The following is a 13,598-nucleotide window of genomic DNA, read 5'->3' on the forward strand; positions in this document are numbered from 1 at the left end:
GGGGCGCGCACGCGACGGGCGCGGTGGGAGGACGGCCACCGGACGCCTGGGCGTGGTGGCGCTCGCGTCCGCGGTGGTCCTGGGACTGGGAGGCGGGCCGCCGGGGCGGCAGGCCCTCGCCGCCGAGGCCACCGACATCACCGACACCGTCGGTGCTCCCCGGTCCGCGTCCGGGACGGCCGGCGGCGCGTACGCCTTCGCCGACGGCGCGCAGAGGGCGGACGGGGCCGCGAGCACCGCGGACGCCGTGCGGCTGAGGGCCGGCCGCACCTACCGGAGCTCCCTTCCGGCGAGCGGCAAGGTGTACTACCGCCTGGAACTCGACGCCACCTCGAACACGTACGTCTCCGTCACCGCCGTCCCTCCGGCCGGACGCACCGCCTCCGTCATCGACGGCGTCAAGGTGTCCGTACAGGACGGCGACGGCCGCTCCTGCGGTGTGGACACGGAGAGCTTCGGCGCCGCCGGCAGCCCCCACCCGGTCGCCGCGTGGGCGGCGCGGGAGATCTCCCCGAGGAAGTCCCTCTGCCAGGAGCCCGGCACGTACTACGTGGCCGTCGAACGCGTCGACCCGGACGGCGCGGGCGCCTCCCCCGGTCCGTGGGAGACGGAACTCACCGCCGTGTCGGAGCCGCCCCTGGAGAGGGCCGGTGCGACGAGCGCGCCGGAGGAATGGAACTCCGCCCCGCCCCGGCCCGTCGCGGGCGAGCCCGAACGGCGCGCGGGGGGCGCGGGATTCGCCCGGGCCACACCCGTCGGCGAGGGTGCCTGGCGGGACGACATCCGCCCCGGCCAGACCCTCTTCTACAAGGTTCCGGTCGACTGGGGCCGGCAGCTCCACGTCACCGCCGAACTGGGCAGTTCGAGCACGGGCGGCAGCGGTTACGTCGCCGCGGCCCTGGACCTGGACCTCTACAACCCGGCACGCGGCCACGTCGCGGACGTGGGCGTCGGCTACGACGGCGGCCAGAAGTCGGAGGGTCTCGCTCCGCTGCCGCCGGTCGCGTACGCCAATCGCCGTGCCACCGACGGCCGGGTCGGGGCGATGCGGTTCGCCGGCTCGTACTACCTCGTCGCCCACCTCGCGACGGAGGTGGCGGACCGCTTCGGGGACGGCCCCGTTCCGCTGACGCTGCGGGTGAGGCTGAGCGGCACGGCCCAGGACGGGCCCGGGTACGCGGGGGAGGCCGTGCCCCCGGGCGTCTTCACGGTCACGGAGGAGGACCGGGAGGTGGCGGCCGAGGGCGGGGCGGCGGGCGACGACACCGCGATGAGGGCGCTCGCCGTGGGCGGCATCGGCACCGGGAGCGCGTTGCTGGTGGGGCTCGGCGTGTGGACGCTGATGGCCCGGCGGCGGGCTGTTCCCTAGGCGGTGGGGCGGTCCGTGGACGGTGGGACCGTTCCGGTGGCAGGGGCCGCTCGGATTCAGATGCGGGTGAGGGCCCAGAACCCCACGGCGTAGCAGGCCAGGGCCAGCAGCAGGAGCGGGACGGCCACCTTCGCCGGAGGGCCGGACCGGCGACCGGACCGGCGGTGGGGCCTGCGGTGGGACCGGTAGCGGTGGGCGGATCCGCGCTGCGGCATCGCCTCGCCCACGGGTGGAACCTGCGGGCCCTGGGCGGTGTATTCAGCGGTAGAGGCGTCGGCGCGCGGGAACGCGGCCGGGCCGGGGTGCGCGGTCGGTGGCGGCAGGGGGGAGCGCAGCGGATGAGTGGGGTCGTGGGGGGAGACGTGGCCGGCCGCGTGGGCCGGCTGGTGCGGTGTGCCGTGCCGGGCATTGTGCCGGTCCTGTGCCTGTGCCTGGGGGCTGTACGAGGGGGCCGGTGGAGCGGGCGCGGGGGAGGAGGTGACCGTGGCCCGGGGCGGGGGGAGGGGGAAGCTGCCGGTGTCCGACATGCCGGACGGCTGCGGAGGGACGGACGGTTCCGCCGGGGAGCCGGACGGCGTCGCGGAGGAAGCGGTCGGTGACGTCGCGGGGGCGGTGCCCCGGCGCGGATCGGGGAGCGCGGCGTTCCCGCCCCCGTCCCTTCCCGTGCTCCCGGCTCCTGTGCTCCCGTCGCTTCCTGGGCCCCTGTCCCCTCCCGGACCGGACGGCACCGAGCCGGTCCCGGTTCCGGCCGGCGTGGCCGGCCCGGCGGACACGGAGCCGGCCAGGTCACCGGGGGCGGCTGCCGCATCGGCTCGAGGGCCGGTTCCGGTGCCGGTGCCGGAGGGCAGAGCACTGCCTCCGGCGAGCCCGGGCACCACACCCGGAGCCCTCTTCAGCGGTCCGTGCGCGGCGAAGCCCTCGGGGAGCGGGCCGAGTTGGTCGAAGATCTCGATCAGCTCGTCGTCGGGACCGGGCTCCGGCAGGAGCTCCGCGGCCGCGGCGAGCGCCTTGCGCGCCCCCGTGGCCGTGCGGAACCGCGCCTGCGGGTCCGGCTGCAGCAGCGTGGCCACGACCTGCCACAGCGGCTCGGGGATCCCCTGGGGAGCGCCTGGCGTCCCGTGGTCGGCGAAGTACTGGATGAGTGCCTTGGCGTCCGGTTTGGCACCCTCCAGCAGGTACAGCGCGACCAGGCCCACGGCGAACAGGTCGGCGGGGAAGTCGGGCTCGGCGCCCATCATCTGCTCCGGCGCCAGATAACCGGGCGTGCCCACCACCAGGTTGGTCTCGGTCAGCCGGGGCTCGCCCAGCCGCATCGCGATGCCGAAGTCGGACAGCCGCAACCGCGGTCTGCCCGTGCCGGTGGCCTCCAGGAGCACGTTGGCGGGCTTGATGTCGCGGTGCACGACGTCCTCCGCGTGCACCGCGGCGAGGCCGGACAGCAACTGGTCGAGCAGGGTGCAGACGAAGGCCGGGGGCAGGGGGCCGTAGTCGCCGACCAGGTGGACCAGCGAACCACCGGCGACCAGGTCCATGGTGAACAGGACCTTGTCGTCGTCGGCGGCCCAGCTGTTGGGGGCGAGTACATGGGGGTGATCGATCCGCAGGGCCTGTTCCCGCACGAAGCGGAGCAGGGAGTGGGCGTCGCTCTGCAGCAGCACCTTGGCGGCCACATAGCGGCGGCGGCGGTGGTCCCAGGCGCGCCAGACCGCGCCGACCCCTCCGCGTCCGATCGGATCGACCAGTTCGTACCGGCCGGCGAAGACCTCACCCATGGCTGTGCGTCGCTCCTCCCCCTGCGGTGTCCTCCCGCCCCCTCATCTCCCCCTCGATGAGTGATACGACTCCCCCCGCCTCGCGCGCGTCCCCGGCAGCCGAACCCCCTTCGGCCCCCGGGCGGGGGATCAGCTCTGGTGGGCCTGGTAGTGCGCGACCGCGTCGGAGGTACGGCCGGCGCCGTAGACCCGGAGGAACTCCGCCAGCTCGGGGTGGGTGCGGGCGAGGGTGTCGGCGGCCTCGATGATGTCGCCGGCGGCCGCCACCGAACGCAGCAGGGACTGGATCTCACGGACCACCCGCTTGACCGTGGGAGCGCCCGAACTGGTCGTCGTCTGGGTGGTGTTGCTCAGTACCGAGCCCCCCTGCGACTTCTTGATCTCCTCCATGCGCTCGGTCGCCTCGGCCGCGCTGACGCTGCCGTCCGCGACCTGCCCCGCCAGGTCCTGCAGCAGCTGCACCCGCTGGACCACCGCCGGGTTTCCGATCTTCGCCCGCTGGCCGCTCATCAGCTGCGACAGCATCGGCGCGGACAGTCCCAGTACCCCCGCGAGACGAGCCTGGTTGAGGCCGAGGTCGTCTATGAGCCTACGGAAGAGCGCCCCCAGCGGCTCCCCGTACCAGTTCCGCTGCAGTTCCCGCGCTCTTGCGGTGGCTTCCTGCTGTGCGGCGTCCATTGCGTCTCCCCATCGCTTCCCCATGAACCGTGGTTCGCTGTAGCGAACCACGCCGAGCATCTTACGGAGAGTGGTCGGCCACGGGGACCCCCAATCTTTTTGCGGAATCCCCGGGGTGACCCGGTACTCTGGTCACCGGCGCTCGCCAGGATGTGCTTCTTCCTGGTGGACGCTTCCCTCCCGGGGCCTTAGCTCAGTTGGTAGAGCGCTGTCTTTGCATGGCAGATGTCAGGGGTTCGACTCCCCTAGGCTCCACCCCCGGACCCCTCCCGCCTGCGGAAACGTGGTGGGAGGGGTTCTGTTTCACGTGAAACGGCGCGGTGGGGCAGGAGACGTTCAAGTCTCCTGCCCCACCGCGCCGTTGCTGTCGCGGGGCGTCAGGACTGCTCGTCGCGCTTGGCGGCCTCCTCCTCGGCCTCCTTCGCCTCGACATCGGGGGCGAGGGTGGACCCGCTGCCGTCCACCGACGTCAGCGTGGCCGACTCCGAGACGTCCGTCGCGGCCGGCGGTTCCACCAGCCAGTCCGGATTGGCCTGCTTGTCCCACCACTTCCAGGCGGCGACAACACCCCCTGTGATGAGGGTCAGCACCAGGACCTTCTTCGCGGTCCGGCCGGCCCTCGCGCGTCGCTGCTGCTTGCGGACCAGCTTCTGGATCTGCTGGGCCGGGACCTGGCCGCGCAGGGCGGCCAGCGCGGCGGCGCTGCGGGCCGCGGCCTCCTCCTTGGCGGGTCCGGCGGCGGCCATCGCCTGTTCGATCCTCGGCCGGGAGTACTCCGCCGCCTGCCGGGCGGCCTTGCGCGTGCGGAGAGCGGCCTCGTGGGCGGCCTGGTCGACCTTCGGCGGCACATGCGTCCGGGCCTGCTCCAGATACGGCTGCACATGGGTGCCGTACTGGACGCGGGCCTGCCCGGCGGCCTGCGTCACCTTGGGCGCTAGCCGTACGCGTGCCTCCTGTGCGTAGTGCGCGGCCCTGACCTTGGCCGAGTCGGCGTAGGGCGCCACCACTTCCGCGGCGTGCAGCACGCTCTCCTTCGCCGAACCGGTCGCGGCGCGCACGCTGTCGATGCGGGTCACGGGTTCCTCCTCCTCGGTGGCGTACGGTATTTCGACTTTCCACCCTTTTACGGATCATGCCTGCCGCGGGGCCTCGAGGCATGCGCGAACGGGCATCCGGGTGCCGTCGGAATTGATCAATGGCGATATCCAGGGCAATGGCGGATGAATCCGGGGCAACAGGACCTGTTGTCGACCATGCCACGAATCGCCGCCGTGCGCCTTCGCCACGGGACCGCTCGACGGGTTTTCCGCAAGCGGAACGGCCCGGTTGCCCCCTGTGAACGGGCGACGGGCGACTGCACGTCCCGTCCGTGCGAGGATCAGGGAGTCACGGAAAGACAACGGAAGGCACAACGTGGCTGAGCAGCTCTACGCCACCCTGAAGACCAACCACGGCGACATCGAGGTCCGGCTCTTCCCGAACCAGGCGCCGATCACGGTCAAGAACTTCGTCGAGCTCGCCAAGGGCGAGCGGGAGTGGACCCACCCGCAGACCGGTGCGAAGTCCACGGACAAGCTCTACGACGGCACGGTCTTCCACCGGGTGATCAGCGGTTTCATGATCCAGGGCGGTGACCCGCTGGGCAACGGCACCGGCGGTCCCGGCTACCAGTTCGAAGACGAGTTCCACCCGGACCTGCGCTTCGACAAGCCCTACCTGCTGGCGATGGCCAACGCCGGCCCGGGCACCAACGGCTCGCAGTTCTTCATCACCGTCGCCCCGACGGCGTGGCTGAACCGCAAGCACACCATCTTCGGCGAGGTCACCGACGCCGCCAGCCAGAAGGTCGTCGACACCATCGCCTCCACGCAGACCAACCCGCGCACCGACCGCCCGGTGAACGACGTGGTGATCGAGTCGGTCGAGATCCGCGAGGGCTGAGCACCCCGTCCCCCGGAGTGCGAAAGCCCTCGAAGGGAACCAATCGCCCCGTCCATCCGTAAGGATGGGCGGGGCGGGGCTTTTCCACACGACCTAGGGGATCCCATGGACGACCAGGCTGCCGGCAGCCCGCAGGACGCCCGGAGCGTCCCCGTCTGCTATCGCCACCCGGACCGCGAGACCGGTGTCCGCTGCACCCGCTGCGAGCGTCCGATCTGCCCCGAGTGCATGGTCGACGCCTCGGTCGGTTTCCAGTGCCCGGAGTGTGTCCGCAGCGGCTCGGGCACGGGACACGCGCCCACGGCCTCCCTGCCCCGCACGATCGCCGGCGGCACCGTCGCCGCCGATCCCCGGCTGCTCACCAAGATCCTGATCGGGATCAATCTCGCGGTGTTCATCGCCGTGACGGTCAGGCCCCCGCTGCTGGACCAGCTGTACCTCATCGGCGTCTGGCCGCCGGCGCCGTTCCTGCCCACCGAGGGAGTGGCCGACGGCGAGTGGTACCGCCTGCTCACCTCGGTGTTCACGCACGAGGAGATCTGGCACATCGCCTTCAACATGCTCAGCCTGTGGTGGCTCGGCGGACCCCTGGAGCAGGCCCTCGGCCGCGCGCGCTACCTCGCGCTCTATCTGGTCTCCGGGCTGGCGGGCAGCGCGCTGACGTATCTGCTGACCTCCGGGACCACGGCCACGCTCGGTGCCTCCGGTGCCGTCTTCGGCCTCTTCGGGGCGATGGCCGTGCTGATGCGCCGCCTCGACTACGACATGCGTCCGATCATCGCCCTGCTGGTGATCAATCTGATCTTCACCTTCAGCCCGGGCTTCAACATCTCCTGGCAGGCCCACATCGGAGGGCTCGTCGCCGGAGTCGTGATCGGGTACGCCATGGTCCACGCCCCGCGCGAGCGGAGGGCGCTGATCCAGTACGGCACCTGTGCACTGGTGCTGGCCGCGGTGGTTCTGACGGTTCTGCTGAGGACGGCACAGCTCACCTGAGCGCGGGGGTTGTCCACAGTTCGTGGCGGATCTTGTGCACAGTGTGCGAGAACATCGGTTCGCATCGTCACCGACCCCTGTTGATGCAGGTCAGACGGTTGGCGAACAAATTTTCGGTCGCCGGTGGTTTTGTCACACCGGCGTCAGCCTTCGAAGAGTTATCCACAGATCGGGGATCGATTTCCCCATGTGGAAAACCTTGTGGATAACTCGGTGGACAGTCTTGCCCAGGGCTTGTGGACAGCTCTGCCCAGGGCTTGTCCACAAGCCCTGGGCAGAGTCGCGCTCACCGCGCGGCGTCCCCTACTTCCACTGCGTGGAGACGCCGAACCCGGCGGCGATGAAGCCGAAGCCCACCACGATGTTCCAGTTGCCCAGCGCGTCGACGGGCAGCGAGCCGTCGGTGACGTAGAAGACGACGATCCAGGCCAGTCCGATGAGGAACAGGGCCAGCATCACCGGCGCGACCCAGGCGCGGTTGGTCAGCTTGAGGGCGGTCGTCTGCTTCGCCGCCGGCGGCGTGTAGTCGGCCTTCTTGCGGATACGTGACTTCGGCACGAGGGTCTCTCCTGTCGATGCGCTGCGTGGCCGCGCAGGGAACGTGGGTCGGCTCGGAGCAGCGTACAAGGGGACTCCGACCGCTCCCCCGGGCGTCCGTTAGCGTAGTGCTTCCGCGGCGCCGAAGGAGATAAGGGTACGTTGAGCAATTCTGCCGACTTCCCCGGGACGGAATCCAGCCCTGCCCGCCGGCGCCGCGTCCGGCCCGTGCGCGTCCTCACCGCGGGTGTCTTCGCCCTCGCGGGGCTCATCTTCTTCACCAGTTTCAACACCGCCAGGGGCACCGACATCCGCACGGACGCCTCGCTGCTGAGGCTGACCGACCTGATCCACGAGCGCAGCCGCGAGAACGGCCGGCTGGAGGAGACCAACAGCGCGCTGCGCAAGGACGTGGAGGCCCTCGCCGAGCGCGACGACGGCAGCACCGAGGCGGAGGACGACAGGCTCGCCGAGCTGGAGAGGCGCGCGGGCACCCAGGAACTCCAGGGCGAGGCGATCACGGTCACGCTCGACGACGCCCCGCCGGACGCCACCGCCAAGCTCCCCGGCTACCCCGAGCCGCAGCCCGACTACCTGGTCATCCACCAGCAGGACCTCCAGGCCGTGGTGAACGCGATGTGGCAGGGCGGCGCCGAGGGCGTCAAGGTCATGGACCAGCGGCTGATCTCCACCAGCGCGGTGCGCTGCGTGGGCAACACCCTGATCCTCCAGGGCCGCGTCTACTCGCCGCCGTACCGGATCACGGCGGTCGGCGACCCGGAGAGGCTGAAGAAGGCGCTCGCCTCCTCCCCGGCGATCCAGAACTACATGGTGTACGTCAACGTCTACGGGCTCGGCTGGAAGGTCGAGGACGACGGGAGGGTGACGCTGCCCGGTTACTCGGGCGCGGTGGACCTGCACCACGCGGAGCCCGTCGAGTGACGGCGGGGGTCCGCGGGAAACCGTGTCCACGGCCATCGAGGCGATCGCCCCCGCGCCACGTACTTCCGGGTGCGCCCGCCCGGGCCCGTCCGGCTTCCACAGCCTGTGGAGACCGGGAAACCGGAGGCGTCACGCCGCTAGTCTGGTGACCACGGCGTGGGCCTGGTGCCGTGGTACGACGGAAGGGACGGCATGTACAGCTGGATCTGGCGGCATCTGCCGGGGAACGGATGGGTGAAGGCCCTCCTCTCACTCGTGCTGATCACCGCCGTGGTCTACATCCTCTTCCAGTACGTCTTCCCGTGGGCCGAGCCGCTGCTGCCCTTCAACGATGTGACGGTGGACAACCAGTGAGCGCGCGCATTCTCGTCGTCGACAACTACGACAGCTTCGTCTTCAACCTGGTCCAGTACCTGTACCAGCTGGGCGCCGAGTGCGAGGTCCTGCGCAACGACGAGGTGTCGACGGCGCACGCCCAGGACCGGTTCGACGGCGTGCTGCTGTCCCCCGGCCCCGGCACCCCCGAGGAGGCCGGCGTCTGCGTGGACATGGTGCGGCACTGCGCGTCGACCGGGGTGCCGGTCTTCGGCGTCTGCCTCGGCATGCAGTCGATGCAGGTGGCGTACGGCGGGGTGGTGGACCGCGCGCCCGAGCTGCTGCACGGCAAGACCTCGCCGGTCGAGCACACGGGCAAGGGCGTCTTCGCGGGCCTGCCCTCCCCGTTCACGGCGACCCGCTACCACTCCCTGGCCGCCGAACCGGCCACGGTTCCCGCGGAGTTGGAGGTCACGGCCAGAACCCCGGACGGCATCGTGATGGGGCTGAGGCACCGTGAACTCCCGGTCGAGGGCGTGCAGTTCCATCCCGAGTCGGTGCTGACCGAGCACGGGCACCGGATGCTGGCCAACTGGCTGGCGGAGTGCGGCGACGAGGGCGCGGTGGCGAGGTCCGCGGGGCTCGCCCCGGTGGTGGGCAGGGCCACGGCGTGACCGCGCTGCGCCCCGAGCGCGAGTCCGGCGCCGGACACGGGGGGTCCTTCACGGACGGCTCCGGGTACGGCGCCGGCGGCGGGCAGGGGACCTCGTACGGGCAGCAGCCGTACGGGGCACCCGGCGCCTTCGGGGACGGCTGGTACGACAACGCTCCGCAGGACCCCCAGGGCTCCCACGGTCCTCATGGCTCCCACGGCTCCCACGGCGGCGCGTCCGACGGCACCGCGTACCCGCCGCCCGTCGACGAGGAGACGGTGGCCCTGCGGATCCCCGGGCCGCCCGGGCGGACCGGACAGCCGGAGCGCTCGGACCGTGAGGGGACCACGGCGGTCCCGGGCGGCCGGGCGGCCCGTAGAAAGGCCGCCAGACAACGCCACGGGCGCCGTGGAGGCTCCCGCAGGGCCGCCGGGGCCCCTGGGGCCTCCCGGGCCGTCCGGGAGCCTGAGGGGGTGTCAGAGGCGCCGCTGTCGCGGGTGGAGGCGCGCCGGCGGGCCCGGGCGCGCCGGGCGAGCCCCGCGGTCCTCGCGAGCCGCGCGATCGGCGAGGTGTTCATCACCACCGGCGTGCTGATGCTGCTGTTCGTCACCTACCAGCTGTGGTGGACGAACGTGCGGGCGCAGGCGCAGGCCGGCAAGGAGGTCAGCGACCTCCAGAGCGACTGGGCGAACGGCAGGCGCAATCCGGGGGCGTTCGAGCCGGGGCAGGGCTTCGCGCTGCTGCACATCCCGAAGCTGGACGTGGTGGTGCCGATCGCCGAGGGCATCAGCAGCGAGAAGGTGCTCGACCGGGGCATGGTGGGCCACTACGCGGAGGGCGCGCTGAAGACGGCGATGCCGGACGCGAGGACCGGCAACTTCGGGCTCGCGGGCCACCGGAACACGCACGGGGAGCCGTTCCGGTACATCAACCGGCTGGAACCGGGCGATCCGATCGTCGTGGAGACGCAGGACACCTACTTCGTCTACAAGATGGCGTCGATCCTGCCGGTGACCTCGCCGAGCAACATCAGCGTCCTCGACCCGGTGCCGAAGGGATCGGGCTTCGGGGCACCCGGCCGCTACATCACGCTGACCACCTGCACGCCGGAGTTCACCAGCAAGTACCGCATGATCGTCTGGGGCAAGATGGACGAGGAACGGCCGCGCAGCAAGGGCAAGCCGGATGCGCTCGTCAGTTAAGGGCAGAGGAAACGTGGCAGCGACCGCCGACGACACCGAACAGCACACCGACGGGCCCGCCTCACCGCCGCCCGCGGCACGCCGCCGCATGGGCCCGGTGGCGGTCGCGGTCAGCGTCTTCGGGGAGCTCCTCATCACCGCGGGCCTGCTGCTGGGCCTGTTCGTCGTCTACTCGCTGTGGTGGACGAACGTCGTCGCCGACCGCGCGGCGGACAAGCAGGCGGACGAGGTCCGCGACTCCTGGGCCCGGGAGTCCGGCGACGGCGGCGGTCCCGTCTCCTTCGACAGCAAGGACGGCATCGGCTTCCTGCACGCGCCCACGATGAGCGGTGACGAGATCCTCGTCGAGAAGGGCACGTCGATGAAGGTCCTCAACGACGGCGTCGCCGGCTACTACACCGATCCCGTCGAGGCGACCCTGCCGACCTCCGGCAAGAAGGGCAACTTCTCCCTCGCGGCGCACCGGGACGGCCACGGGGCCAAGTTCCACGGCATCCACAGGATCGAGAAGGGCGACCCGATCGTCTTCGAGACCAAGGACACCTGGTACGTCTACAAGGTCTACGGCATCCTCCCCGAGACCTCGAAGTACAACGTCGACGTCCTGGCCCCGGTCCCCGAGGAGTCCGGGAAGAAGAAGGCCGGCCGCTACATCACGCTGACGACCTGCACGCCGGTGTACACGAGCAAGTACCGGTACATCGTCTGGGGCGAGCTGGTCCGCACGGAGAAGGTCGACGACGACCGGACGCCGCCGGAGGAACTGCGCTGACCGCCCCCCCTCGCGGGGGATCGGCCGCCCGGCGCGGCGAAGGCCCGGGGCGCGGGGTTTTCCACAGGCTGTGCACGGGCCGCGCGCCCCGCGCCGAGCGGGTGCGCGCGCCCCGGCGGGTGAGGCCGCTGCCGCTCGCTGTCGCGCAGGGGCGCGGCGAGGACGCGCGCGGGGTGTGGATTCATGCAGGAGCCCCGGCCCCCTCTCCGGAGGGTGCCGGGGCTCGTGTCGTGCGGGACGCTACGGGTCAGTCGTCCTCGCGGGCGCCCGTGAGGCCGCCGAAGATGCCGCCCCCGTTGTCACCCCCGTTGTTGCCGCCCTGGTCGGGGGCGGTGAACAGGTTGACCGCCGTGCCCTTCTCCACCTGGGTGCCCTGGGGCGGGTTGGAGCCGAAGACGCGGGAGTTCTCGTCCGGGGAACCGGCGACGTTGCCGACCGTGAGTCCGGCTCCCTCGATCATCTTCCGGGCGTCCTTGAGGGTCTGGCCGTTGATGTTCGGGACCGCGACCTGCTGGTTCTCCTTGGCCTTGCCGATCTGGACGGTCACCGGCGAGTTCTTGGCGAGCTGGGTGCCCTGCTGGGGATCGGTTCCGACGACCTTGCCGACCAGGGCCGGGTTGTCCGTCTCCACCTCGACGCAGTTGCCGACGAGGTCGTTGGCGGTCATCTGCGCCCTGGCCTCGTCACAGGTCTTGTTGGTGACGTCGGGCACGGTGGACTTGTCCACCTCCTTGGCGACGGTGAGGGTGATCGTGCTGCCCTTCTCCTGCTCCGTGTCGCCCTCGGGGCTCTGTCCGATGACCACACCCGGGGTCTGGTCGGACACCTCCGTCTTCTGCTCGACCGTGAAGCCCTTGTCCTCGAGCTGGGACTTCGCCTTCTCGTAGGTGAGGCCCTGCACGTCCGGCACCGCCACCTTCGGCGCCCCGGTGGACACCACCAGGGTGACGGTGGACCCCTTCTTGACCTCGGTGCCGGCGTCCGGGGTCTGGTCGCAGATCTTGCCGCTGCTCTGGTCCTCGCAGGGCTTCTTCTCGAAGGAGAGCTTCAGGTCGCCGTTCTCGGCCAGCTTCTGGGCGTCCTCCCTCGTCTCGCCCACGAAGTTCGGGACCGCGACGTCGTCGTTGCCCACGCCGCTGTTGCCGCTGGAGACCCAGCGGCCGATCAGGATCGCGCCGATCAGGACCAGGACGCCCGCCACGACCAGCAATATCGTCGAGGTGTTGTTCTTCCGCGGGCTCTGGCGGCGCCGGTCGGGGCGGTCGTCGTAGCCGTAGCCGCCGTCGTCCGGGCTCATGGGCGGCAGCATCGAGGTCGCCGCGGCGGCACCGGGGCCGGCGTCCGAGCGCAGCGCCGTGGTCGCCTGGTCGTCGGGGTAGCCGCCGTAGCCGGCGACGCCCATCGCGGCGGTGGCCGCGACCGGCTGGCCGTCGAGGCAGGCCTCGATGTCGGCACGCATCTCGTCGGCCGACTGGTACCGGTAGTCGGGGTCCTTGACCAGCGCCTTCAGGACGATCGCGTCCATCTCGGGCGTGATCTCGGGGTCGAAGACGCTCGGCGCCTGCGGCTCCTCCCGCACGTGCTGGTAGGCGACCGCGACCGGGGAGTCGCCCACGAACGGCGGGCGGACGGTCAGCAGCTCGTACAGCAGGCAGCCGGTGGAGTACAGGTCGGAGCGCGCGTCGACCTGCTCGCCCTTGGCCTGCTCCGGCGAGAGGTACTGCGCGGTGCCGATGACGGCGGCGGTCTGCGTCATCGTCATGCCGGCGTCACCCATCGCACGGGCGATGCCGAAGTCCATCACCTTGACCTGGCCGTTGCGCGTCAGCATGACGTTGGCCGGCTTGATGTCACGGTGGACGATGCCGTTGCGGTGGGCGTACTCCAGGCCCTGGAGGATGCCGATGGTCATCTCCATGGCCCGCTCCGGCAGCAGCTTGCGGCCGCTGTGAAGAAGCTCACGGAGGGTGGAGCCGTCGACGTACTCCATGACGATGTACGGGATGGAGACCCCGTCGATGTAGTCCTCGCCCGTGTCGTAGACCGCGACGATCGCGGGATGGTTGAGCGAGGCGGCCGACTGGGCCTCCCGGCGGAACCGGGCCTGGAAGGACGGGTCGCGTGCGAGGTCCGCGCGCAGCGTCTTCACCGCCACCTGGCGTCCGAGCCGGGTGTCATGCGCGTGGTAAACCTCCGCCATGCCACCACGGCCGAGCACCGGGCCCAGCTCGTACCGGCCGCCGAGGCGACGCGGCTCTTCCATAGCTACCTACCAGCCCTCTCCGTCGGTCCCGGGCGGCACACGCGTGCCGCCGGAGGCTGCCGTCCGGGCCTACCGTACCCGGCTCGTTCCGTGTGACCTGGCCAAGTGCGTCAGCCGATACAGGACCGGTACCGCAACGTGCACCGATGTGAAGCAGA

General features: G+C 71.2%; 13 protein-coding genes and 1 tRNA gene. 9 read left to right on the forward strand and 5 right to left on the reverse strand.

What is annotated here, in order from left to right:
• Positions 1-136 precede the first annotated feature (136 nt).
• Complete coding sequence (locus GL259_RS19945; RefSeq protein ID WP_243762584.1) at positions 137-1,369, forward strand: hypothetical protein; 1,233 nt, start codon at positions 137-139, stop codon at positions 1,367-1,369.
• Positions 1,370-1,425: 56 nt separating this feature from the next.
• On the opposite strand, the gene GL259_RS19950 is transcribed toward GL259_RS19945, so the two are convergent.
• Entirely contained in the window at positions 1,426-3,141 is a 1,716-nt protein-coding gene (locus GL259_RS19950) for a serine/threonine-protein kinase (RefSeq protein WP_159534684.1), read from the reverse strand.
• Between the two features lie 129 nt (positions 3,142-3,270).
• Complete coding sequence (locus GL259_RS19955) at positions 3,271-3,819, reverse strand: DNA-binding protein (RefSeq protein ID WP_159534686.1); 549 nt, start codon at positions 3,817-3,819, stop codon at positions 3,271-3,273.
• A gap of 182 nt (positions 3,820-4,001) precedes the next feature.
• Here GL259_RS19955 and GL259_RS19960 point away from each other — a divergent pair.
• Positions 4,002-4,074 (forward strand) — tRNA-Ala (locus GL259_RS19960).
• A 122-nt stretch (positions 4,075-4,196) separates the two neighbouring features.
• On the opposite strand, the gene GL259_RS19965 is transcribed toward GL259_RS19960, so the two are convergent.
• Positions 4,197-4,895, reverse strand: a complete 699-nt coding sequence (locus GL259_RS19965; RefSeq protein ID WP_159534688.1) for a DUF5324 family protein — start codon at positions 4,893-4,895, stop codon at positions 4,197-4,199.
• Positions 4,896-5,232: 337 nt separating this feature from the next.
• Here GL259_RS19965 and GL259_RS19970 point away from each other — a divergent pair, with 337 nt between their 5' ends.
• Positions 5,233-5,760, forward strand: coding sequence for a peptidylprolyl isomerase (locus GL259_RS19970; protein WP_159534690.1), 528 nt, complete (start codon positions 5,233-5,235; stop codon positions 5,758-5,760).
• A 105-nt stretch (positions 5,761-5,865) separates the two neighbouring features.
• A complete protein-coding gene (locus tag GL259_RS19975; protein WP_159534692.1) occupies positions 5,866-6,756 on the forward strand; it encodes a rhomboid family intramembrane serine protease in 891 nt (296 codons plus the stop codon).
• Positions 6,757-7,059: 303 nt separating this feature from the next.
• Here GL259_RS19975 and crgA read toward each other — a convergent pair whose 3' ends face one another.
• On the reverse strand, positions 7,060-7,314 hold the full coding sequence (crgA, locus tag GL259_RS19980; protein WP_159534694.1) for a cell division protein CrgA: 255 nt from the start codon (positions 7,312-7,314) through the stop codon (positions 7,060-7,062).
• 141 nt (positions 7,315-7,455) lie between these two features.
• On the opposite strand from crgA, the gene GL259_RS19985 reads away from it, so the two are divergent.
• From GL259_RS19985 to GL259_RS20005, 5 genes are all read left to right on the forward strand, one after another.
• Positions 7,456-8,235 (forward strand): DUF881 domain-containing protein, encoded by a 780-nt coding sequence (locus GL259_RS19985; RefSeq protein WP_166461534.1) that lies wholly within the window; start codon positions 7,456-7,458, stop codon positions 8,233-8,235.
• A 192-nt stretch (positions 8,236-8,427) separates the two neighbouring features.
• A complete protein-coding gene (locus GL259_RS19990; protein WP_159534696.1) occupies positions 8,428-8,589 on the forward strand; it encodes a hypothetical protein in 162 nt (53 codons plus the stop codon).
• Positions 8,586-9,224 (forward strand): aminodeoxychorismate/anthranilate synthase component II, encoded by a 639-nt coding sequence (locus GL259_RS19995; RefSeq protein WP_159534698.1) that lies wholly within the window; start codon positions 8,586-8,588, stop codon positions 9,222-9,224. The genes GL259_RS19990 and GL259_RS19995 overlap by 4 nt, the downstream gene beginning before the upstream one ends.
• Positions 9,221-10,405, forward strand: coding sequence for a class E sortase (locus tag GL259_RS20000; RefSeq protein WP_159534700.1), 1,185 nt, complete (start codon positions 9,221-9,223; stop codon positions 10,403-10,405). Before GL259_RS19995 ends, GL259_RS20000 begins: the two co-directional genes overlap by 4 nt.
• Before the next feature lie 13 nt (positions 10,406-10,418).
• Entirely contained in the window at positions 10,419-11,177 is a 759-nt protein-coding gene (locus tag GL259_RS20005) for a class E sortase (protein WP_159534702.1), read from the forward strand.
• A gap of 247 nt (positions 11,178-11,424) precedes the next feature.
• On the opposite strand, the gene pknB is transcribed toward GL259_RS20005, so the two are convergent.
• Entirely contained in the window at positions 11,425-13,440 is a 2,016-nt protein-coding gene (pknB, locus tag GL259_RS20010) for a Stk1 family PASTA domain-containing Ser/Thr kinase (protein WP_159534704.1), read from the reverse strand.
• Between the last annotated feature and the right edge of the window lie 158 nt (positions 13,441-13,598).

The organism is Streptomyces sp. Tu 3180 (assembly GCF_009852415.1).
In the GTDB taxonomy this organism is placed as follows: domain Bacteria; phylum Actinomycetota; class Actinomycetes; order Streptomycetales; family Streptomycetaceae; genus Streptomyces.

Coding starts and splice junctions, on each gene's coding strand:
- GL259_RS19975 (WP_159534692.1), top strand. CDS start 5,866: ATGGACGACCAGGCTGCCGGCAGCCCGCAGGACGCCCGGAGCGTCCCC.
- GL259_RS19950 (WP_159534684.1), bottom strand. CDS start 3,141: ATGGGTGAGGTCTTCGCCGGCCGGTACGAACTGGTCGATCCGATCGGA.
- GL259_RS19990 (WP_159534696.1), top strand. CDS start 8,428: ATGTACAGCTGGATCTGGCGGCATCTGCCGGGGAACGGATGGGTGAAG.
- pknB (WP_159534704.1), bottom strand. CDS start 13,440: ATGGAAGAGCCGCGTCGCCTCGGCGGCCGGTACGAGCTGGGCCCGGTG.
- GL259_RS19955 (WP_159534686.1), bottom strand. CDS start 3,819: ATGGACGCCGCACAGCAGGAAGCCACCGCAAGAGCGCGGGAACTGCAG.